Source organism: Telmatobacter sp. DSM 110680 (genome assembly GCF_039994875.1).
Classification (GTDB): domain Bacteria; phylum Acidobacteriota; class Terriglobia; order Terriglobales; family Acidobacteriaceae; genus Telmatobacter.
Window position 1 is genome coordinate 1256206 of record NZ_CP121196.1, and the last position, 21983, is coordinate 1278188.

At 54.5% G+C, this 21983-nt stretch carries 14 protein-coding genes; 4 read left to right on the forward strand and 10 right to left on the reverse strand.

What is annotated here, in order from left to right:
• Nucleotides 1-710: 710 nt before the first annotated feature.
• From P8935_RS05055 to P8935_RS05075, 5 genes are all read right to left on the reverse strand, one after another.
• Entirely contained in the window at nucleotides 711-1262 is a 552-nt protein-coding gene (locus tag P8935_RS05055; protein ID WP_348263906.1) for a hypothetical protein, read from the reverse strand.
• A 143-nt stretch (nucleotides 1263-1405) separates the two neighbouring features.
• On the reverse strand, nucleotides 1406-3355 hold the full coding sequence (locus P8935_RS05060; RefSeq protein WP_348263907.1) for an IPT/TIG domain-containing protein: 1950 nt from the start codon (nucleotides 3353-3355) through the stop codon (nucleotides 1406-1408).
• Between the two features lie 30 nt (nucleotides 3356-3385).
• Nucleotides 3386-7120, reverse strand: a complete 3735-nt coding sequence (locus tag P8935_RS05065) for a hypothetical protein (protein ID WP_348263908.1) — start codon at nucleotides 7118-7120, stop codon at nucleotides 3386-3388.
• Nucleotides 7121-7252: 132 nt separating this feature from the next.
• Nucleotides 7253-8365: an encapsulin gene (locus tag P8935_RS05070; protein WP_348263909.1), complete on the reverse strand. Its 1113-nt coding sequence runs from the start codon at nucleotides 8363-8365 to the stop codon at nucleotides 7253-7255.
• 627 nt (nucleotides 8366-8992) lie between these two features.
• On the reverse strand, nucleotides 8993-10051 hold the full coding sequence (locus P8935_RS05075; protein WP_348263910.1) for a sigma 54-interacting transcriptional regulator: 1059 nt from the start codon (nucleotides 10049-10051) through the stop codon (nucleotides 8993-8995).
• 558 nt (nucleotides 10052-10609) lie between these two features.
• On the opposite strand from P8935_RS05075, the gene P8935_RS05080 reads away from it, so the two are divergent.
• The 3 genes from P8935_RS05080 to P8935_RS05090 all read left to right on the forward strand — a co-directional run bounded on the left by P8935_RS05080 (nucleotide 10610) and on the right by P8935_RS05090 (nucleotide 12805).
• A complete protein-coding gene (locus P8935_RS05080; protein WP_348263911.1) occupies nucleotides 10610-11551 on the forward strand; it encodes a trypsin-like serine protease in 942 nt (313 codons plus the stop codon).
• A 432-nt stretch (nucleotides 11552-11983) separates the two neighbouring features.
• On the forward strand, nucleotides 11984-12547 hold the full coding sequence (locus P8935_RS05085; RefSeq protein ID WP_348263912.1) for a hypothetical protein: 564 nt from the start codon (nucleotides 11984-11986) through the stop codon (nucleotides 12545-12547).
• 117 nt (nucleotides 12548-12664) lie between these two features.
• On the forward strand, nucleotides 12665-12805 hold the full coding sequence (locus tag P8935_RS05090) for a hypothetical protein (protein WP_348263913.1): 141 nt from the start codon (nucleotides 12665-12667) through the stop codon (nucleotides 12803-12805).
• Nucleotides 12806-12905: 100 nt separating this feature from the next.
• Here the strand turns inward: P8935_RS05090 and P8935_RS05095 are convergent, their stop codons facing one another.
• The 5 genes from P8935_RS05095 to P8935_RS05115 all read right to left on the reverse strand — a co-directional run bounded on the left by P8935_RS05095 (nucleotide 12906) and on the right by P8935_RS05115 (nucleotide 19732).
• Complete coding sequence (locus tag P8935_RS05095; RefSeq protein WP_348263914.1) at nucleotides 12906-14495, reverse strand: IS66 family transposase; 1590 nt, start codon at nucleotides 14493-14495, stop codon at nucleotides 12906-12908.
• 76 nt (nucleotides 14496-14571) lie between these two features.
• Nucleotides 14572-14919 carry an IS66 family insertion sequence element accessory protein TnpB gene (gene tnpB / locus P8935_RS05100; RefSeq protein WP_348263915.1) on the reverse strand — a complete coding sequence of 116 codons (348 nt, stop codon included), beginning with the start codon at nucleotides 14917-14919 and terminating at the stop codon, nucleotides 14572-14574.
• Nucleotides 14916-15302, reverse strand: a complete 387-nt coding sequence (locus P8935_RS05105) for a transposase (RefSeq protein ID WP_348263916.1) — start codon at nucleotides 15300-15302, stop codon at nucleotides 14916-14918. Before P8935_RS05105 ends, tnpB begins: the two co-directional genes overlap by 4 nt.
• Before the next feature lie 301 nt (nucleotides 15303-15603).
• Entirely contained in the window at nucleotides 15604-17937 is a 2334-nt protein-coding gene (locus P8935_RS05110) for a TIR domain-containing protein (RefSeq protein ID WP_348263917.1), read from the reverse strand.
• Nucleotides 17938-18073: 136 nt separating this feature from the next.
• Nucleotides 18074-19732, reverse strand: coding sequence for a hypothetical protein (locus P8935_RS05115; protein WP_348263918.1), 1659 nt, complete (start codon nucleotides 19730-19732; stop codon nucleotides 18074-18076).
• 325 nt (nucleotides 19733-20057) lie between these two features.
• On the opposite strand from P8935_RS05115, the gene P8935_RS05120 reads away from it, so the two are divergent.
• Nucleotides 20058-21620 carry a hypothetical protein gene (locus P8935_RS05120; protein WP_348263919.1) on the forward strand — a complete coding sequence of 521 codons (1563 nt, stop codon included), beginning with the start codon at nucleotides 20058-20060 and terminating at the stop codon, nucleotides 21618-21620.
• The last annotated feature ends 363 nt before the right edge of the window (nucleotides 21621-21983 follow it).

Genomic DNA, 21983 nt, shown 5'->3' on the forward strand with positions numbered 1-21983 from the left:
ACGGAGTTGACGTAAAAGTCGCCCAGGAGCTGCTTCGGCATGCCATCAGCAGGATCGCCCCGGTTGTTTATCAGCGGTAGGTATCGGAGGAGCGGCGCGCCTCACAAGCATTAGGGTTACACAATCTGATAATCGGCCCCGAAAATCAAACAATAAAGCACCATGATTTGGAGGAGAAAGATGAGTTCGTACTTGGAACCGCTTGATCTTAAGGCACGACTGGATGGGTTGGGATCTAATCTTGGTCACGACTGGATTCGAACCAGCGACCTCTTCCGTGTCAACTAGCTCCCATTTTGTAACTCATTGAAACTAAAGCGCACTGATGGCTCAGAAAGCGTTTACAAGCACCCATTTTTAGGCAATCGAACCATGATCGAACCATGTTTTCGAGCAGAAAGAAGAGGTCAGCGTCGAAAAAAGAAGAGGTCGTGCCTGATCAAACCCACAATGATGTTTCCGTTGGAAGCGAGTGTGTGCCGTCATCTTTGGGCGGAAGCCTCACGTTGTATCAATCAAATAACCCCACAGTGTGAGCGAAAGAGAGTGAGAGCCAATGCTGCAAATTCCTACCTTCCACGAGCCGGATCTTCCGGGAGGAGTTTGAGCCAAAAGCTGTCGGGTGCTTTTGTCGTCGTAAATCCTCCCATCTCAAATGCAAGGCAAGCAAAGCTTCGGTTGATGACCAAACTGCCGAGGGGAGGCTATAACTAAGCTCCCTTAGAGACGACCGGAGGATCGACGACGATTCCACCTTCGCCGGTGACAATGTACGCGGTATAGCTACACCGTTGCATGGCAGCATTGTTGCCAAAGACAGCCAAGGCAAGAGTGATTTGCGCCTGGGAGCTTCCGGGATTAGCGGTCACCGTGGCCGAATCCACCGCGTATCCGATGGGCGGCGGAATTAATGATCCGGGAATCTCGAAGCTGATCAGGTTCGGGTTACCGTTACCGTCCGTTATCGAAAAGCTCTCACTGCTGCTGGGGGTGCTTTGAACGTTTTTGAGGGGTGTCCAAAACGAAGCAGGATTCCCCAACGCCATGCCACTGACGAAGCTGCTGCCGGCGGCGAAAGTGGGACCTACAGGAAACGTGAGCGTATCGCGTGTCCAATCGTGAGGGTTCGTTCCTTCAAGATCGAAAACAGCGACTCCGGTTTCGATATAAATCGTGAGTGTCTTCCGCAACACTACCGGGCCTGCACTCGTGCCGCCCGGAAATTGAATCAGCGAAGAATTCTTTGAGATGAGCGTGACCATGGTGATCCTTTCGAGGGTTGTCGTGCATGCGATCCTTGTCTCTGAGTCTGAGACTCCGGAGACTACTAGGACCGGGATTGCTTCGACGAAGCAAAGATTCGACCAGTTCTTTCTTAACGAACTTTGGATCAGAGATAACCCAACTACGGTGCGAAGGTGCTGCCGTTCCAAGTCCAGCTCAGCATGGCAGCGAGGGCGGAACTGGCTATTTGATCCTGTCGATAGAGCAGCGAAAGTTCATCGCCTAGTTGTGTGTGGCCAGTTATCAATCCGGTTGTGTTGTAGAGTGAGGCCCACGCTAACGAGGTGCTGTTTGCGGGCACCGGAAATGGCTGAGCAGAGTAATAACCAGCTGCGCTGAGAATGGGGGCAATTGGCACCGACTGATACTGACTGAGAGGAATGATGGTCTGCGTGGTTGGTGTGCACTGAACGGCATTTACGTCAGCTGCAGGGACTTGGAACGTGGCTGCATTCAGCACTTGTGATACCAGAGCGAAATTGATCGACGTTCCGGAGGGAGCGAGCAGTGCAATCGGATCGCCCGACGGATTGATAAGTCCCGCGGCAGGCGAGATGTTCAGTATGCGTCCTAAATAGAAGAGCAGATTGTTGGGTATGGTCGAGCCAGTGCCACCGGGCGGCAGCATGATTACAGACGGGCTTACCATCGGCAACGTTGCCCCGTAGCTGTGGAGTGTCTTGAGCGCTGACTGCACCGCGGAGACGAAGTCGCTGCGCACCAGCACAGTGAGCGGGAAGCTGTGTTGTGCCGCAACCGGTGGCCGATCATTGGGAATTGCAACCATGGAAAGAGGCTGCGTGTTGGTGATCCAGCCGAGGGGTTGCGCCGGGCCTGCAACGCCGAGGATTCCGGCGAGGGTTTGCTCACGCATCGTATTTTCTTTCAGCGTACTGAGCAGGTTGATATAGCCGCCGATCTCTGAGATGTTACGCGGCGGCGGAATACGCGAGCCCACAACGTCACCCTCAAGAGCCATTCGACGCAGTAACATGTTCTGCGCTTCGATGGCGTCGGGAGATGTAGCGGTCTGTGCCATGGTGAGGAGAGACTGAACGATCTGCGTTGTCAGCGCGGGATCAACATAATAGGGCAGATTGCTGGGAGCGGCGCTGCCGCCTCCGCCCGCCATCAAGGTGCCAACACCGAAGCCGGCTCCGGTGCCCGCGCTCCCGCCAAGCCCGGTCTTGCCGTCGGGAACTGGAACTCTTCCGAGAGGTATGTAGTCGCCTGAGGGCGTTGGAGTGCTGGAAGCCGGCGGATTCGTGGCGCCGCCCGGAGATGCAGGCTTCGCCGGTCCGGAGGGCGGCGGCGTTTGCGATCCGTCACCCGTCGTATCTCCAGGAGCCGCGGGTTTGTTCGGGGGATTTGTTGCAGGTGGATTCGCCGCCGGATCTTTCGCTGGCGTGTTGGCCGGAGGGTCCTTTGCCGGCGACGGAGAACTTGGGTCAGCGGTGTTCTTGTTTGGTGCAGGAGTAGATGGCGCAGGCGAACCCGTCGCCGGGGCAGGGGAGGGGCTGGTTGAAGGAGGAGAAGCCGGAGCGGCTGCGGGAGCGGCGGTATAAGTATAGCCGCCAAATTCCACGTATAGAGTGCTTCCAGCGGAATTGAGCAGCGAGATGTCAGCAGTTCCTGGATTACTGCTGGGTGGAGTAGTCACTTGGATCTGGGTGTCACTCGTCGCGGAGAAGGTTGAAGCGGGCGTGTCGTTGAACAGTACGCTAGCAACCTGCGTCAAACCGGATCCATGAATAGTGACCTGTTGTCCTCCAGTTACTACCCCGGAAGCGGGATAAATCGAAGTCACATTGATGGTGTATTCGAATGCGTCAAACCAGATCGCATTTCCGTTGGGCGTTTGGACAGTGATGTCGGTGTTGCCCAGAGTGGACGAGGGCGGGCTCACAGCCAGGATCAGGCTATCGCTCACGGAAGGGAGATCAAGGGCAGCGGTATTGCCAAAGAGCACTTTCGTGACCGAGCTCAAGCCGGAGCCGGCAATGGAGACTTGAGTCCCTCCGCTGGAGGGACCGGTGCTCGGAGCAATAGAAGTGATATCCGGCGCATTCATAAGTGACCTTTCGCTGTTCTGTTGCTTTGTTTACAAGAGTGCGATGAGTGGTGCGATTTCGCTTAAGACGCCAGCTGCCCCGCTCGCCGCACCTGCGTCTCCGGCTGCCGCCGCACCACCACCGGCTGCAGCACCTCCGCCTGCGGCCGCGCCACTCGCACCCGCTGCACCGCCGGCAGCATCACCTGCAGCTCCGGCCGCACCCGCACCTTGCGTGGCACCGCCAGCCGCATTCGCTGCGGGAGCCGCATTTCCGGCGGCATTGGCTCCAGCCGGCGTCTTACCTGCGGCAGGCGTTGCAGCTTTCTGGCCGGCACCGGACGTCGCCGGTGTGGCGGGAGTGCTGGGAGTGCCACCCTTTGCCCCTTGAGCACCACCAGCGGCTTGGCTTCCAGCTCCCATCGCAGCCTTAGCCAGATCGGTGATTGAGTTCATGGATTGGACGGCCATGGTCTGGGAGGTTTTCAGAGCGTCGGATCGTGCCGAATTTGCCAGGGTCTGCCCGTTTTGCATGAGGGTCGAAAGCTGTGATTGACCGGTAAAATTCGGGCTGAAGTCTTGTTGACTCGCTGCCTGCTGTCCCATCGCCGAGAGGAGACTCGTATTTGGCTGCGGAGCGGTGATGATGCTGTTGATCAATGGCGGAAGGTTAGTCAGCGAGTTCGGCGCTGTTACTCCCGTGGTCAACGACGGCGCCGTCGTCGGCAATTGAACCATGCCAATTCCAGGTGCCGTGTCAGAAGGCGCATCCTGCCAGTTCCAGAAGCGCGTGAGATCAATCTTCTCTGCGGAAGCGCAATGACCCAATACGGCCTCACCAAGTACACCGCGCGTTGGCAGTGCAACAGTGGATTGGGGAGCTATAAACGCGTCCTGCTGGTAGTCAAGAATTGCCTGTTGCAGTTGACTTGGATTGATACCGAGTTGTTCAGCCAAGTCCTGCGGAATAATAAACGGCATCATTAGCGAGTTTCCGAAAGTGCCGAGGATAACGTTCTGCACGCAATTCATCAGGGGAATCATCTGGCTTGAGTCGGCGAGGCCATCAGGCGGCACGCCGATGGTATAGCCGTCGAGCAGGATTGCAGTCTCTTCCTTGCTCAACGACATCCACAGTGCTTTTGAATAGCGCGTGGTGTTGCGGACGATGTGCTGTGCAACTTTCTCGATTTCGAGAACGTCCTGGTAGCGCAACACAGGGGCAATCTGCAGCGCCGGCACAGGAAATGGTTGTGGAGGCAGCACTGTTCCGGAGAGGTTGTCGTTTGCATAGGTTTCTTGCGGAGAGGGTGTATCTTTCCCCGAAGCATCCATGTTTTCGATCGCAGCATAGAAGTTGCCAAGCGTCGGGCCACCCAGAAAAGGTTCAAGATCGCCGGGAGCCAGAACAACAGTGGGCAACGGACTCATGCCGGTGCCACCAAAAATCTGTCCCAATAACTGCGACAACGAAGGCTGATCTCCATGCAGCTCTTGGGTGAGCAACTTACTGGCCGCTTGTTGGGCGGCGGAGGTTAAGGTGTACCGCACGGTATTGAACTGACGGCTAATCTCAAAACCGATGATGTCGGAACGATTGATGGAAGGGGGAAGGGCGAGGCTGCCTTGCAATGTCGTTCTTGTTGTCTGGCGCTCTAACGCAAGCCAGGCGACGAGTTCGTCGCGAGTCATAAAAGTTTCCGGAGGAATTGGAGTTGGTTGTCCAGCGACCGAAGGACTTAGTTGAACCGGACCGACGCGTGTGTTGCGCTTAGTGACGGCTACGATCGAGACTCGCTCGCACGCGAGGAAGTTTCCATCAAGTCTGAATTGAATGACGGATTCGGCGCTGCTGGTTGCGGAGTCAACGACTGTTGTGGGATCTGCGGCGAACTGAGCGAGCAACTCGAGTCCATGACGGAGACGCCTCGGTGTCAGTCGTTCCAATACATCCAGGTGGCGCAGTATGTTTTTGTAGCGTTCCAAAACCTTGGCGTGAGAGTCGACGATCGACGGGTTGTTGAGCGTAGCCGGCTGGCCTGGAGGCATGAAACGCACAATCTGCATCGGCACCAGGCAGACGAGGGTAACTCCCTCAATAGCTGTTGTGACGTCGTAGATCCGTTGCACTTCCCAGTACTGCATCGTGAGCGCATGTGTGTGATTGTGGTTCGTGATGATCTTGGTAGTCACACCCATGTTCTCGCTGGCGGTCGCCATACGCATGCCGGTACGAGTCGCATTAAGACGGGCAGAGGCTTGAGACTCAGCGCTCGAATGTGTCGCCTGGGCTGCTATAGATGCGGTATCGCGAGCGCCCGACAAGGAAGAACTCGAGTTGCCGCTACTGGAGGAGCTTCCGCCACCGCCACCGAACCCGATGGGGCCAATACCGAAACTCAAACCGGCGCTCGAACTCGAACTATCGGTGTCGAAATGGCTACTGCCATTCACCATCTCGTTGAAGGCAGAGTTGAAGGTTGCTGTGGTCGAAGTGTCTGACAGTGCAGCCTGATTCATCACTTCGGATTGAGAGAAGAACTCACTCTCCTGCACGGCGGTTGTATCCTGTCGCTCGAACACGGCCACCTGCTGCTGCTCTCCGGGAGCAAGCGGGAGCGAATAAACAAGATCTCCGAGTCCGAGTCCATTGAAGTTCCATTGCTGCGCCATGCGCAATACATAACCCAATCCGAGAGATGCGGCCATGGGCACAATCTCGTCTTCGGTAAAGCTGCCGCTGTTATCGATGCCGGCAATCTGATCGCGGAATCCATCGACGGAGAGCGGTTGATCGACCGGCACGCGGTCAACGAATTTCGAAGCAATTGAGCTTTTCAGTTTCATTTCTGTCGAATAAATCGGCATCCAGCTGAACTTTCTGCCGAGTGGGATCTCTTGCGTCTGTGTTGCAATGCTCATTTGCGGTTCGACGATGCGAAAGAATAGACCCCAGGGAAACCGATCCACCTTCTGACTCAGTGCGAAGCTCTGCATGCAGGCACTCCCCTGTTCACCGATCGTGACTACATGTCTCTTCTGAGGCTGAACAGAGACAGGCCGTGCCGTCGCCGGAACGGCCGGTGCCAGTGCCTGGAGCGCGGCTAGGATACTGACCGGCAGCGGAGAAAGCTGGATGGGAAGCGTGAGTGCCCCAACCATTCCGTTGGCCGCGATCTGCGCGGCCGGAATATTGACGGTGGTGTTGCTATTTGCACCATGCACTGTCAGAGTCAGACCAGCCTCAGGCGCAGCGGCGCCGGAAGGCATATCGAGGGTGAAGGAGCCGTTGTCGGCCGTGAGCACGTTTCGCGTGGCCCCACTTCCTCCCACGCTCGACGGCTTGAACTCTATCTGCACACGTGCTGCTGCGTTGCCGTCTGGCTGATGTAGAGCGCCAATGAGTTTTGCAGGCAGCTTTGTTGTCTGAAGTGCCTGGGTAAGCAGGCCGACGTGATGTTGAATGAGTTGCAAGCCGCCGAATACCTTCGTCGCCGAAGCCAGCCTGAATGGATTGAGCGCTTCATCATGCCCCTCAGCCAAGGCGCCAAGAGGATCCACCGTGGCTGTGCTTCGTCGCAAATTGATCCGCGAGATGAGATCGGTTGCCACTGGCGGTAGCTTCGGCGGCACCACGATATGCGTCGGCTGAAATGCCGTATGTGGGGGCACAACGGAAAGTGCTGAACTAGCAACCTGAGGATGGGGCGGCTGTAACGCGATTGCATGCGCTGGAGCGGCTTCTGGCGCCGCTTTAGCCGCTGAGATTTTCACGGGGGGTTCCATGGTTTCTCCGCAGTTCACTTCGATCGAGGTTCGGGGTTCGATGGTCAGCGCTCGAGTCGACGCAGGTCAGAGTTCCCAATGCCCTGACCTGCGAAGACATTCGCACAGAGCAGCCGGCCGGCAACCGCCTGCTTAGTTGAATTGCAGTACGACGATACTGGTGAGGTCCTTGATACGTAGAGCAAACCTCTCCAAAACTCTGAAACGGAAATTTCCATTGGTGTCTTCCTGCATGAACGCAACGATTGGTTCGAGCCCGCAGACCAGATCCATAGTGTTTCCGCCGAGCGAGACCATCACACCGAAGTAGGGCGCGACGGGCGCTGGTGGAGGATTCGGCGGCAGGGTTCCGGTTCCAAAGAAGCCGGATGTGACCAGGGGCTTGATGCGGTCGGCGGTCAGCGTCAGCGTCGCCGGCAACGGAGCATACGTGTCGGCGTATGGAATGGTCTCGAGTACCAGTGCATAAGGACCATAGTGTCCGACCGCTTGCAACGCGGAGTAGGCTTGAGCAACGGCTTCAAACGTATTCGGTCCGTAGATCACGCCCGGAACTGGTGGACCCAGCGGAGGTACAGGAATTACAGTCACCGCCGGCGCGCCAGCAGGAGCCTTCGCGCCACTCGGAAAATCTAGCAAACCTGTGTCTGCAGGCTGGTTTCCCGCAAGAGTCAGCACCAGGTTGTTTGTAAACAGTGCAGAGCCAGTGATCGCGTTCTGCCCTTGGAAGATGATCAGATCTTCGGCTTGCGCCAACGTGTTTGCAGCTTTCGTGGCTAGGGTAACGGCGGTGCTGTGTCCCAGCTGTTTGAAATCGCCCTCTTCCTGATCCACCTGCTGAGGAGTCAACTCGAACTCGACGTAGTATTCGTTCAGGCGAGTCGTCGCGCCTTCATCGACGGTCAGGATCGGAGTTCCGCCTGCAACCGCATTCAAGCTGTACGCGTCAGTAGGGACGCTAGTGGTTTTTGGCGGCACGGCCTTCTTGGGTAGAAAGCGAGCGCCGATTCGAGTGCGCTTTGCTTCCATTTCAACTGCCTGGTCGATGCGATCCCAGACTTCTTTGCTCCAGGGGATTTTGCCTCGGCCTTTCTGATGCAGCGACTTGTTGCCATCGTCACCGCCGGTTGCTGCCTGTTGCTGCGATGAGCTTCCACTCGGGTGCGTCGGTGCTGCTCCGGGTGAGGTTCCTGCTGGTGTTGTAGGCGGCGTACCACCCGTCGGCGGAAGGGCTACTGATGCCATAGACGTCCTCGTTTCTATCCTCTGTGGATTTGAATTCGGTTACTTCAACACGTGTTTTTTGTGTCAGTCATTTCGTCAGCCGTCGGTGCCCGTCGCCAAGCGGAGCTTTTCGACCGGGATAATCACTGTTTGCTTCTGATCAACCTCGACTATCGCGAACGCATGAAGCCTGTTGCCGGAGTCGGAAAAATCAATCAAAGTCCCTTCCATTTCGTCAGTCGCTTTGAAATCTGCAAACTGACAGTCGATGTGTGGTAGAAAAACATCCACGCGGCGAAACCTGACTTTGTTTCCCTTTTCCGTAAGCAGCTTCCTGTCATTCGCGGATACATAGTGCACGTTAAAGACCAATTTGCAGCTTGAAGCAAAAACGATTCGCTCGTGCTTAGAACGTGGCGCTATTTGTCTCGATTCAAAAGGTTGGCAACGGAAGCGCACGAGCATTCCCACGAAAGTACAGCGATGGAAATTCGTGAAACTGTGAAGGGATTGGCAGTGTAGCCCTGAGCTGTTGATGGCGTCCGTAAGACGATGGCAAGCCATCTCGCCTAATTCCATTCAGTTGCAGAACAGAATTCTTCTAACTGCAGGATTAGATGATTATCTGAAAAAGCTGGCAGTGGACTATCAGGCTCTCGGGCGGTCACTAAGATGATGGGCGCGGATCTTGTGATACAGCGTGCGCTCACTGGTTTGCAGACAATTTGCGATGTCTTTGCGAGTCGAGCCTCCATCTCGCAGGGCGATTTGAAGTATCTGTCTTTCCAGTTGGCTGATTGCTTCAGTAAATGGGAGCTTGTGGGTGGAGATGGCTTGCCAGAGCTTCTCTCCAGCCTGCCCCAATGAATGCTCGGGAGAACTGCTAGCCGCGTCACTGGACTGTGCAGCCCAATCGCCCATCTCCAAGGCACTGCCGCATCTTTTTTCAAAGAGCATGCGAAGAACCGAGTTTTCCAGCTCCCTTACGTTGCCAGGAAAAGGCTGCATCTGCAAAAAGCGAAGCAAGTCGGATCTGACTTCGACAATAGGTTCGTAGATGTGCCGATAGCGAATCGCGAACGCCAAAATCAACGATTCGAGGTCTTGAGGTCGCTCTCTCAAAGGCGGCAGTTTCAGAGAGATCACGTTCAAGCGATGATAAAGATCGGATCGGAACCGGTTCTCTGCTACCAGCGGGCCCAAGGGTTTATTACTTGCTGCCACAATCCTGACATCTACTGAACTCTCTTTGTCAGACCCTATCGGGCGCATCACGCCGCGCTGGATTACATCAAGTAGCTTGGGCTGGACCACCATCGGAAGGTCATTCACATCATCCAGGAAAAGCGTTCCGCGGTGCGCAGCCTGGAACAACCCTGGCCGATCAGCAACCGCTCCGGTGAATGCTCCGCGACGATGACCAAATAGTTCACTCTCCGCTATCGATTCGCTGATCGTGCTGCAATGGGCAGTCACGAACGGAAATTGTCCCCTTTTCGCATCCAGATGATGGATGGCTCTCGCGAGGATTTGTTTTCCGGTGCCGGTCTCTCCGTCAATAAGAATCGTGACGTCACTCACCGTAGCGGCTCGGGTCGCCTGCCGCAAAACCGTAATCAGGTGGTCAGATGCGGTGACGAAGCCCAACTCTGCGAAGACCTTCCTCGGATCGTCCTTCAACTTTGGAGTAGAAATTGAAATCGGCACAGAGGAAAACCTCCCCATGACCTATGCGACAACCGGTAGTAATGATGGGAAGCGGCGCCATAAGACGTCGGAAACTGCCACAAATAGTAGTGACAAACAGCCATCGAACGTATCAATTTAAGTTAAATAAATTACGCGATCCTTTGTTGCGTGGTTGCTTCACTACCTGCAGCTTGAGTGACAGAATTACTTGCGCCAAGCCGACGTACCACGGCGAATCCACTGAAATTGCTCTAAGCCGGAAAACTATGATTTCTATGGTTTTCAATTCAACCCGCGATCTCGCCGACCTCGTCGAAAGAGGTGCGCTCGTTCGCTTCGGCGAGCTTAAGCATGCGCGTTGTTCCCTGAAACTTCCGAAGGCTTAGGCCGCTGTTTAGCGGTTTGTGGACGACAGCAAGAAGTAAGATGTCAGTTCGAAGCATAGTGAGCGTCAATCCATGTAGACTCTCACCACGTGGGTCATCTCGCCATCATGACAAGATGATTGCAATATCGAGTACTTTGGGCGAATATCCATGTATCGAGATATCCCCACGATCTTAATGAGCCGGATCCATGAGCCTGATAGACCTGATCCAGACTAGCGATGACGCTTCGGCCGTAGCGCATGCCTTGATGTTGGCTCAAGCTCTTTTGGACGGTCCTCCCGATTTTGGTCCACGCTCGTTCTGTTACAGCAGTCCTCATCGCGGGGAAATTTCCGACTATCCTTCAATGCCATTTGGTGCGCGCTTCGGAGTAATGGGGGTTGGCATAGTTGACGAGGGAACTGGATTGATTCCCGCGGTCCTGAAGATCTCAGGTAAAGCGAATCGTTCTTTGAAGCTTCATGAAGACGACGATGTGGTCATGGTGGTGAAGGCCTCGATACGAGGAGGCTTCGATATTCTCAGCAACGCTCGAATCATCAATATCCCGCCACCGGAATTCGAGGCAGTTCCCGGCGATTCAGTATCCGCGGCTCTGATCGGAACTGCTGGTGTCCAAATCAATTGGGGCAACGGCGACGACGGGATTCTCACTGCTGGACATGTCGGTAAGCCGGCAGGCTCCACCGCTAAGGTTGGCAGTATCAATGGATCGGTTGACCTGTCACTCGACCCAACGAACAACGGCAAGACACCACAAGCGGATGTTGCTGTCATTCGCCTTCCGGCGCCAGTCGCGTCGTCGCAACGTATAGGAAGAACAACGACAGCGGGCCCGAAAGACTCGATAACCGTGCGGAGCCGAAGCGGCAAGATGATTAACGCCACAATCATGGGACAGATGCAGTGGCTGTGGATGCCCTCTTCCAATTGCACATGCGGTCACGTCTATATGACAACTGCTCACGTTACGGCCAAGGGTGATTCAGGTGCTCCGGCTCTGAAGAGTACAGATTTGATCGGGCACGTGATTGGTGCCAGCAAGGGGATGACTACTTACATCCAGCAGATTGACTATCAATTGCAGGAAATCCGGAATCAGAGTGGTTTCTCGTCGGCCGTGATTTGACCTATGGTAGAGGACCAGGCGTGGCAACAAGTCGATCAATATGCCCGAAGCCGCCGAGACGACGTAGGCGACCTATTTGGATGGCTTCGGTCAAGCGAGGGGCCTGATGAAGCGTTGTTCTTGATTGCTGAATTTTCAGACATGACGAGCTTTCCCCAAGACATTGCAGGCATTCGAATTCTGTTGAAGAAAGTAAGCACTCCGGAGGAGTAGGTATTGATCCACACCATCTCCATCGTTGCCCTTTGGATGTCCGGCATCTCTTTTGCCCTGTTCGTTGTCGCTTTGGGTTTGCAGATGTTTCGGCGTCCTGCCGCCCAGAGCGGCGGGGCAGGCAGAACCCAACAAGAGGGACTTCCCATCGAAGATCTGAGCAAGCTTTTTGAAGCTTTCGCGAAGCTTACGGAGGCTCTGAATCATGCAGGGCCAGTCGTGATCGCTTTGATCGCGAGCCTGATCTTCCTTGTTCTTGCAATGTTTGCCGCCAGCCTCGAATCAAAAGAGGGAACGAAGACTGAATCTTCAAAAGCCATTACAGCGCTAGCTACCTCTACCTGCACCGTATCCTCTTTTGCTCGCGGTGAACATGAAATTGGGGATCTAGGATTACGCGAGCTTAAACAGGCTCCCGACAAATGTGCCGACTTGCTCCTTGAAGGGATCGACTCCGGCCAGAGTCCCATTTTGTTTCTGATCGGCCATGCCGACCAGACGAAGCTCGTGAGAAAGAAGAGGGTTTACTACCGGACCAACGAGACTCTCGCCTATCAGAGAGCTCTTCATGTCAAGACGATGCTATTGAAGGAATATACTCCCCGAGTAGCAAATGGTCTGACCCCGGATGAACTTGCTCGCCGGATTCTCATCGTGGAGGGGGGCCCCCAATATCTCGGAAAGCAGGTCAGGGACGATCAACTTGAGCTCGATCGTTCAGTCGAGCTCGTTTCCGTCTATCTACATAGCGTCGACGAGCAGACAGCAGCAAAAGAGAATTAGAGACCTTCGAATCGATGACTGGTCTCGGCTGATCAACCTATAGCAGCGAAAGGGTGTGGCCGATCGGGTTTCTTATTCTTCACTAAGCCCTATTCAGACGGATTGGCAGCGGCCCTCATGGACTATGCGAAACGTCACTTTCGCCGAAGCCTTTCTGCCAACTTGATGGCCGGCATGGTGAACGTATCGACTTCTCATCTTGTGCGCCATCGACTGACGGACTTGGCAGGCATCGTGATCCTCGATCTGATCGCCTGATTCTAGCGCTCAACGTAAGCGTTCGGAGTTCCCATCTTGACCGGAAGAGAGTGTCCAACAAGTGTCCGCTTATTTTTAAGCGGACACTTATTGAGTCGGTCTAAGCGGCTTGGGAAGAGTCGGTCTTGAGTGAGGTGGCGATATTCCAGGGCAGGAGTTCTTCGATGCGATTGATCGGATGCTCGGCGATCTTTTCCAGTACGGTTCGCAGGTAGAAGGCCGGATCGATTCCGCTCAACTTGGCAGTTCCGATGAGGCTGTATAGCGCAGCAGCTCTCTGGCCTCCGGAATCAGATCCCATGAAGAGATAGTTCTTCCGTCCGATGGCAACAGCTCGTAGCGCCCGCTCGGCGGCACTGTTGTCGATCTCGAGCAGGCCGTTATCGACGTAGCGTGTCAGAGCACGCCAGTGTGAAAGAGCATATCGGATCGCGTTGGCGGTCTCGCTCTTGGTTGAGAGCGACCGAAGCGTCTTCTCCATCCACTGGCGAAGATGGTCGAGTAGCGGCCTGGCTCGGTCCTGGCGGATCGAGCAGCGAAGTTCGGCAGGCTTGCCGCGGATCTGCTCCTCGATTCCGTACAGCGCGCCGATCCGTGTGAGGGCTTCAGTGGTAGTAGGTGACGCATGCACCACATGGATGTCGTGGAACTTGCGCCTGGTATGAGCCCAGCATGCAACTTCGTAGATGGCGCCGTCTCCGTAAAGATGATGGAATCCGGAGTACGCATCCGCCTGCAGTGCACCCGCATAATCCTTCAGATGCCGTCGCGGATGTTCGCCCTTGCGGTCTTCCGAGTAAGTGAACCACACGGCTGGAGCAGTGGAATAACCTGCAGGACGATCATCGCGTACGTAGGTCCACAGTCTGCCGGTCTTGGTCTTGCCGTTGCCGGGAGCAAGCACTGGAACCGGCGTATCGTCGGCGTGGATCTTCGATGCTCGAAGAACGTGCCTCCTGATCTCATCGACAAGCGGAGCAAGCAACTCACTGGCTGCGCCGACCCAGCCGGCCAGTGTTGAGCGATCCAGATCGACACCTTCGCGGGCATACATCTGCGACTGGCGATAAAGCGGCAGGTGATCACCATACTTCGACAGCAGCACATGAGCCAGGAGAGCAGGACCCGGCAGTCCGCGGTCGATGGGCCGTGAAGGAGCGGGCGCCTCGACGACGTGTTCGCAACCTGCACAGGCGAACTTCGGCCGCACGTGTCGAATCACCTTGAAGGTTGCCGGAATACGTTCCAGTTGCTCGGAGACGTCTTCACCGAACTGCCGTAGCGCACTGCCGCAATCGGGACAGCAGGTATGCGGTGGAAGATGGGTGACCACTTCACGCGGAAGATCCTCTGGCAGAGGCTTGCGTACAGGACGAGATCGACGCTTCGAATCAGTTCTCGTCGAAGCGGGTTGCGCTGCTTCGGTTGCGGCTTCTTCAGCAGCTTGTGCAGTCTCCAACTCTTCGAGACGGAACTCAAGCTGCTCGAGTTCACCGGTCAGCTTCTCGCTCTTCCTGCCAAAGATCATCCGGCGGTACTTCTCAATGACCAGCTTCAGATGTTCGATCTGATGTGTGCTTGAAGTGAGTTCCTTATGCTGTTCGAGCGACTCCGAGTGCTTGGCGATGACCAGCGCCTTCAGCGCTTCAGGATCGAGTCCGTCAAGATCAGGCAACCTAGCCGGAATCATGACCGCAGTATGCCATGAAGTTAATAAGAAATCATCTGCAAAACCCGCATGAATACAGGGGAATCATGTTCGTCACTCACACGGCAATCTCCGGTGTCCAGGTCCTTCGCGGACGACGCCAATCAATCCCTTCAAGCAACATCGACAACTGCGCACGCGTCAGGCAAACTGTTCCTTCACTAGCCTGCGGCCAGATGAATCGACCTCTCTCCAAACGCTTGGAAAACAGACATAGACCGTCGCCATCGAACCAGAGAACTTTTACGATGTCGCCGCGGCGTCCTCTGAAAACGAAGACGTGACCGGAGAATGGCTGTTCGTTGAGCACCGTCTGCACCTGCGCACTCAAACCATCGAAGCCGCGCCGCATGTCGGTCACCCCGGCAGCCAACCAGATCTTCGTCCCGGTGCGGAGTTCAATCACTTGCGCAGACTCTCAAGGATCGAACGCAACAGCGCCGCATCGGCGCCGATCTCCACGCTGATCGTCGCCCGACCTGGAAACTCGATATGGATAGAACCGGACGTCCTCGGTTGTTGCTCGGCGTCAGGCTCCTCTCGCTCCCTCGGAGCGGCAATCGTGACGGGAAGCAAAGCTGTGGATGATGCCGCGGAATCGACCAACTCGCCGCGTTCGAAAGCACGCCGCCACTTGAAAACCTGGTTCGCGTTCAGACCATGAGCCCGGGCAATCAACGCCACGCTTGCGCCTGGCTCCAACGTCTGCTTTACAATCTGTCGCTTCTCTGCAACCGACCGCCATCTGCGAACCCGGCGCTCAGCCCCTACTTCTTCTGAATGACCCATGGGGCGATGGTCAGCCCAAACTTCACCCAGTCGCCAGAGGGGAAGACAACACGCTTACCGCTCAACCACTTCAATCTGAAATGCAACCATATGCGCAAGCCGAAACGCTTCCGGAGAGGCGTTTCGCCACTAGAGGTTTAGAAGAGGCAGGATTTTTTCACGCGCCGAGGCGATCACAGCGCGAAGCGATGGTGCTTTAGGACGAACGAATCATGACTTTGTGATGAAACAAGACGTCATAGCCTTCATGATTCTGACGCACCAGCGCGGTCCTTTTAGTTTATCTTCCGATCCAAAGCATCTATTTCTCCGCGAGATTCAATGCATAAATCTCGTCCTTTCCCGCATTGCGCAGCAGCAGCGGTGTGTCGTCCGGATCAAGACCCATCCAGAATCTGAATACTCCGGTGAGAGGAAGTCCCTTGAGATCAACAACGCGTTCAACTTCACCACCCGAAACGTGAACTCGATACACCCCCCGGTCTCCTTCCCATCGCAGGAAATAGATATACTTGCTGTCCCGCGACCACGTGGGGTAGCCAATCTGTCCTTTTGCCAGTACGGTCCATCGCTTTGTCTCGAGGTCCAGGACCTTCAGGCCGTTAAAGCCAAAGATCACGGCAATAAATCGCCCGTCGGGTGACCAGCGAGGCGATCTTGTGCCCTCTGAACCCGGGACAGATGAAACCTGATGAGTAGTGAGATCGAGGATCCGTCCTGGGCCCGACGTTAATCCTCCGGCTTCAGCGGAAGAAAACAGGATCTTATGTCCATCGGGGGACCAATTCGGATTACTCTGTGTCCCGTTATCTTCGGGAAGGATTGGTTGCGGAGCACCACCCTGGGCGGAAATAGTGTAGCTCTTTGTGTGTCCGTCCGAATTGAGTGCGCAGAATAGTATCTGGTTACCGTCCGGCGACCAGCGGAGCCCAATAGGGTATAAGGGAGGGTCAGTCAGCCGCATTGGGTCGCTTCCATCTCGGTTGGCCCTCCACATGATCCCTTCGGGAAAACCGACATATGCCACATATCGACCGTCCGAAGAGAATGTGACAGACTCAGCTGACATGCCTCCGAGATATGGCTGGATCTGACCGGACTTTCTGTCATAACTGTCCAACTCGCCGTGAAGGTCGACTCCTCTGGCGAAAATCGTCAATCCGTCCTTGCTGGAAACCGGCCTACTTAGCCCCGTAGGACCCGACGTCAGTTGAACCGGCATTACTGGCGCCTGCCAGAACGACCGATGACGTTCATCTAGAAGCCAGAGCTGAGACGCAGCTTCTGGTATGGAAACGACGCCAGAATTCAATTCCCGTGATGCGAAAATGAAAAAGCCCTGTGGAGTCCATCGACCGTCGCTTAGGGATGCATTTGGATGCCACCCAGGCAAGAGCGGATGGGAATTGGATCCGTCTGCCGACATTTCCCAGTACCGGTGGTCCTTTGTATAACGTATGAAGCGGCCATCTAGAGACCAGGAAAAGTTTCCGGTCGACGCGATGCCCGCAAGCCGATGAGATTCACTTCCATCGCTCCTCATCACGTTCACTTCTCCGCTCACCGTCGAATAGGCAATTTGCTTCCCATCGGCAGACCACGCAGCGTATCCCACATTGTCATCGGTCAGGTGGCGGAGCGAGCCTCCAAGGGTCCCCATACTCCAAAGGCTATGCTTTGGTCCGTCGGTCGAGCGAATCAACAGAGTGGAGCCATCTGGAGAAATATCCAACATCCAGGGATCGGGCAGTGTGACAGGAATTGGCTCGATCTTCCCGCCGGACACAGATGCTTGCGCGAGCGGTTGCGGGTCGGCATACCGATTGAAGTAAAGCCTAGTTCCATCGGTTCCGACAAATGCCTTCCGGTGTGAGTCGATGGTGATTTGCTGATATTGAGATACAAGTGGAGGTGGTAGCGGTCGGCGCATATACCATACAGCTGAAACGAGAAGTCCTGAAAAGAGGACGAACATGATCAGCCAACTTCGCCTGAGGGTCCAATCCGGCCTTCTGCGCGGCTCGATCGGAGCCGATTCGCGCGCATTTGTTGCCGCAACTGCTGCATTGGTATTGACGGAGATCGTCTCCGGCGCCGAAATCACGGGCGCCGTTGGCGCTGTTGCTCGGTCGGCAGAAGGCTTCGTGTGCGGTTCATGAATCTGGTCTGACTTCAGCTCCGGGCTTGCTGGCGTCTCCGTTCGCTTCCATAAGGGTGGTTCAGTAATCTTCTTCTTATAAATCAGCCGGCCAATCGTATCGCACAGCTGGACAAGGTAGCGTTCCAGGGGAGGGGTGAGTGCATCCAGCCAATGGGTATTACCCAGCGCATACTCTAAAGCGTCAGACGGTAGCACCTCTTCAATCCGAAACGGAACGAGTATCTTTCCCTTGCTGACGGCCCTTTCAACCTCACGCCGAACCTGCGGAGAACTATTGGCATGAGCAGAGAAAATCAGAAGCACAACCTGGCAAGAGGAGATCGCGCTGAGGATAGATTTTCCATACTCCTCACCGGCGAGGATGTCACGGGGCGCAATCCAGCAGGAAATGCGCTGCGCCTCCAACACCGCGCACGCGGCATCCGCAACTTGCTTATCGTGTGATGAGTAACAAATGAATACCTTGTGCGCCATTCGCCTGTGCTTCAGTCTCAGGTTTGTCCGGTTGCGAATTACTATATCCCAGTTTTCGTGCGATAGGTATTGAGTTCAATTCTCGTCAATTAGATCCGACCAAATGAATTCGCCGCTCCGGAAGGCGTAGGGGAGCTCAGCTTGCTTTGATCTCCACGTATCTCATCAGCATCAGCCAATCCTGTGTCTCACGCAGCATAATCTCGTCAACCTGCTGGAGCAGATTCTCAAACCGTTCCGGATCGGTCGCTGACGCCATCTGTCGGTCCAATCTCTCTAATTGTGGAACCATATTGGCACTTCGCTTTTCCAGACGCAGATGTTCCCGATGCGCCTCCGCACCTGCGAGCGATGCGGCGACTGCTGGAAGCAATAGAGCGCAAAACGAAAATAAAACATGAAATCCTTCGTAGAGTTGCTTAGAGGAATCTGGATCCTTGGCAACCCAGAAAAGTAGCAAGATGTGCAATACCGCGGCCGCAATCGTCATTTTGAGGACGCTTGCGCCAAGCCATTCGAAACGCTTCCTTGCATGCGATTCAAGCTTTTTCTTGTCCTCGTGAAACCTCATCTGCTTTCCAATCCATACCTCGCGAATATAAGGGTTGAGAAGCTTGCAGTCCTCCTCCGTGCACCGTCGAAGCCGCGGTAGTCTGTCCCAAATCTCTTCAAACACGCGTACCGTCCAATCGTTGACCGTCTGGGAATGGCCCATATAGGGAAGCACTTGGATGGGGCTTGGCTCCACGCCACAGATGGCCATGAAAGCTCCGCAACGGATACGCTCAGCAAGAAACCGATTCTCGATCCAGTTTTGATGGGACTGTTTCCTGCGTGCCTGGTTTAAGGTCCAAAGCATAAAGATCAACAGCATTAGCTCGATTAAAAATCCCATCCCTTCAATCATCAAACTGACCGTCAAACCCCATTTCTGCTTCGCGATCGGCGCAATGAGAACTGCGGCTGCGGCGAAAGCAACCGCGGCCGCAGAACAGACATAAATGTTCTTTCCGGTCCGGTGAAATTGGTCGCGACTCCGTTTAGCCATAATCGATGCCCTAACATAATGAGGAAAGAGACAATCATTCACGATTTCCCGCACGTTGGCTGGGACTTCATATGCGCTATTCGGCTCTTCAAAATAGCTTTTATCGAGGTTCTTTATATAGCGTGCTTTCTCGTCAGGCGCGACAAAGAGACGGTTGAACTGATCAATCCCCTTCAGCGCACTGGCATCGAGCCCATTGCTGCTCTCACGGTTCAGCAATTCGTAGGATTCTCCCCAAACCCGAATAACAGGCCGTTTCTGCTCAAGTGCATACTGGACAGTCTCGGCAGTGCCCCCCCGGCCCCGCGATGCTTCCCCGTCCCAAATAGCAATGAGGACGTCACAATGATCCACCACAAACTCGCCAACTTTGGAGTATGCATCGCGACGCACCTCGGCTTGGTCTCCCAAATCGTGGCGGTCATCTCGGATACGTCGCGAACGCAGTGAAACTGGATTCCTGCATTTTCTAAGAAACTCCTCAAACTCACTCCGGGACTCTTCGGTCGCAAAGTCTTCGAGGTAGTCTTCGAGTGTCATGGGAAGAACAACATCAAGGCGCGCGTCCGGTTCGGCGAGCACCGCCTTTACTACTACGCGGTCTGCTCCTTCAGCCAGGGGACTTAAGACTCGAAATGAGATCGCGGTCGTTCCTGCGTCCCGAACGCGCTCTATATTGTCCCTCGACGTTTCTGGGAACAGTCCTCCTATCTCTGCCTCCATAGCGCTCTTGACCAGCGCTTCCAACCTTGCCGGGTTCTCCAACCTCCGATGACCTGTGGCACCAATTCGTATACGATAGGGAATCGCTTCAGGTTCAGACATCTGTGCACCTATGAGATACACTTTTTACCACAACGCTCTTGACGGTGCTAGTTATTCTGTCTAATCTTTCGTTCTTGCCCCCCCCGCAAGTTGAACGTCGACTGATCGCGATCTTCCAACACTAGGATGAACCATCTTCAGCTTTGGTCTCAGCGCAGTGCCCGCGGCCTCACTGGACTGGCTGGATTGTCATGCTGCACTTTTGGACCGGATGACGACTAAGCCTCACTCTTTTGGAGAGATAAACATGCCGACGACTTCGCACCGCTCAGCCGAACTGCCGACGCGATTAAGGTTGCAAGACTGCGTCTCGCGATCAAAAACATTCGCCTCATTGCAACGCATATCAAGTGCGACCCGTCTCCGCTTTGTCCTATTCGGTCTTCTGGTCGTAGTTTTGTCCGGTTGCGCACCGAAGCGTCTAAGGGTGGATTTCACGGGCTTTGAGAAGGCTTATGCGGAAACCTCAAACAGAGAGGTACTCCTGAATCTGGCGCGCCTCGAAAACCGTGACCCTACCTACTTCTTCAAGATAGGCCAAATTACGAGTAGTTATAAAATGCAGGCTTCTTTGACAGGGACAGCCTCATATGCACTCCAATCATCTAACGTGAACCTCGGGGCAGCCACCGGGGGCGGGACTCCTCTGGCGAACTATGAGAACGATCCAATATTCACCTTCATCCCGGTTAATGATGAAACAAATGCACAGCTTCTCTTAAAGCCAGTTCCACCGGAAACGTTCTACTTCCTATACGAACAGGGTTGGCGGGTGGATCAACTACTTCGTCTCATGGTAGATCGAATTGAACTCACAAGATTTACCAATAAGGATGGCGTACAGCATTGCGCAGTCCAGACAATTCGAAATGCACCTCCCACTGTTTATCTCAAATCGGATGGCACTCCGGATCTTGATTATCTTCGCGATCCGGTCACACTCTCGAGTTATGTAACCTTTCTGAGAATCAACGCGGTCGTCTACTGGTTACAAAAGCATGGCTATCTGCTGCTACGTGGTCAAAACAGATTTGTACCTTATTCTGTTGATATCGGTTCCGGCGTAGAAGAAGATAAGGCTCCAAGCGCGCAGGAAATCGTGAGTGCCTCACAAAAGAACGCTGTATGGGAACATGATGTAAAGAACAAGAAATGGCTTCTAGGCGAAAAGGTATTTACGCCAATGTTCTCCCTCTACCCGCTTCACTCTGAAGGTACTACGCTCGTTCCAGACGGCCAGCAGATTGAAGACGAGATTCTGAATGATCCGGATATGAAGGAGCTGAAACAGGGGGCTGCACTGCAAGATGTGCTTGAGTCCCTTACCGTCGGTTTTAGCATCGAAGGAAATACGAGACAGGAGGACTTGTGCAATTCAACTTCTGAGAAGTCGGGAGTCTCCGCGCATCTCGTTATGCGTTCCTTGATTGGACTGATGGCCGCTGCCGCTCAGGAACAGGTTCCATATGAAATGCTTCTGCATTCCAATCCCACGGTCCCGCCCAGTACCTATTTTTCTCAAGCGAAAAGAGAAGAAGCAGCGAAGAATCCAGCAAGATTTATTGATGCTGTCCCTTCGGTTGAGCGAATTCCTTTGTTGCGCTTGAGGGGAGTGGTGCAAGATATTGATTTTCCGCCAGTTGTCGAACTGAAGTACAGAGGGAAGGATTATCGCATTGCCGATGAGAAGAGCGGTGTCGGCACGGATAACCAATACTGGAATCGGGATATGTTTCGCCTCATCGACCAACTGACCTCACAGGTAACAGTTGATATCTCCAAGTTCCCACTTACGGAAATCTTGCAGTAGCAAAGACTTGATCAATTGGAGACTGTCTTTCTTGCCACAATGTCCTTTCATCCGAAAGTAACGAACTCGGTGGTTCGCCTTCCGACAGTCCTCGCAATCGGATTTACGGGATGCAGTAGTTTCGCTGACGAGCCGCGGATTCGGCGGCTGGTCTGCGACCTTCTGATAAAGCAACAGGAGGCAACGCAGGGAATCCTTTACGGAGTTTCATCAGCGACATCCGAGGGAGATCTCCTCTTCTCCGAAAGCTGTCTTCAATTCGGAATTCCAATCCGTGTCTTGTTGCCTCCCCCTCAAGAATACTTCCGCAAAGACTCTAATACCGACAATTGGTTGCGTGCGGAACAAGTGTTGAAAAAGGCA

Excerpts from the sequence above, each read along its gene's own strand:
- P8935_RS05065 (WP_348263908.1), bottom strand. The coding sequence starts at position 7,120 with ATGGAACCCCCCGTGAAAATCTCAGCGGCTAAAGCGGCGCCAGAAGCC.
- P8935_RS05070 (WP_348263909.1), bottom strand. The coding sequence starts at position 8,365 with ATGGCATCAGTAGCCCTTCCGCCGACGGGTGGTACGCCGCCTACAACA.
- P8935_RS05095 (WP_348263914.1), bottom strand. The coding sequence starts at position 14,495 with ATGATTCCGGCTAGGTTGCCTGATCTTGACGGACTCGATCCTGAAGCG.
- P8935_RS05105 (WP_348263916.1), bottom strand. The coding sequence starts at position 15,302 with ATGGGTCATTCAGAAGAAGTAGGGGCTGAGCGCCGGGTTCGCAGATGG.
- P8935_RS05120 (WP_348263919.1), top strand. The coding sequence starts at position 20,058 with ATGCCGACGACTTCGCACCGCTCAGCCGAACTGCCGACGCGATTAAGG.
- P8935_RS05080 (WP_348263911.1), top strand. The coding sequence starts at position 10,610 with ATGAGCCTGATAGACCTGATCCAGACTAGCGATGACGCTTCGGCCGTA.
- P8935_RS05090 (WP_348263913.1), top strand. The coding sequence starts at position 12,665 with ATGGACTATGCGAAACGTCACTTTCGCCGAAGCCTTTCTGCCAACTTG.
- P8935_RS05110 (WP_348263917.1), bottom strand. The coding sequence starts at position 17,937 with ATGGCGCACAAGGTATTCATTTGTTACTCATCACACGATAAGCAAGTT.
- P8935_RS05060 (WP_348263907.1), bottom strand. The coding sequence starts at position 3,355 with ATGAATGCGCCGGATATCACTTCTATTGCTCCGAGCACCGGTCCCTCC.
- P8935_RS05055 (WP_348263906.1), bottom strand. The coding sequence starts at position 1,262 with ATGGTCACGCTCATCTCAAAGAATTCTTCGCTGATTCAATTTCCGGGC.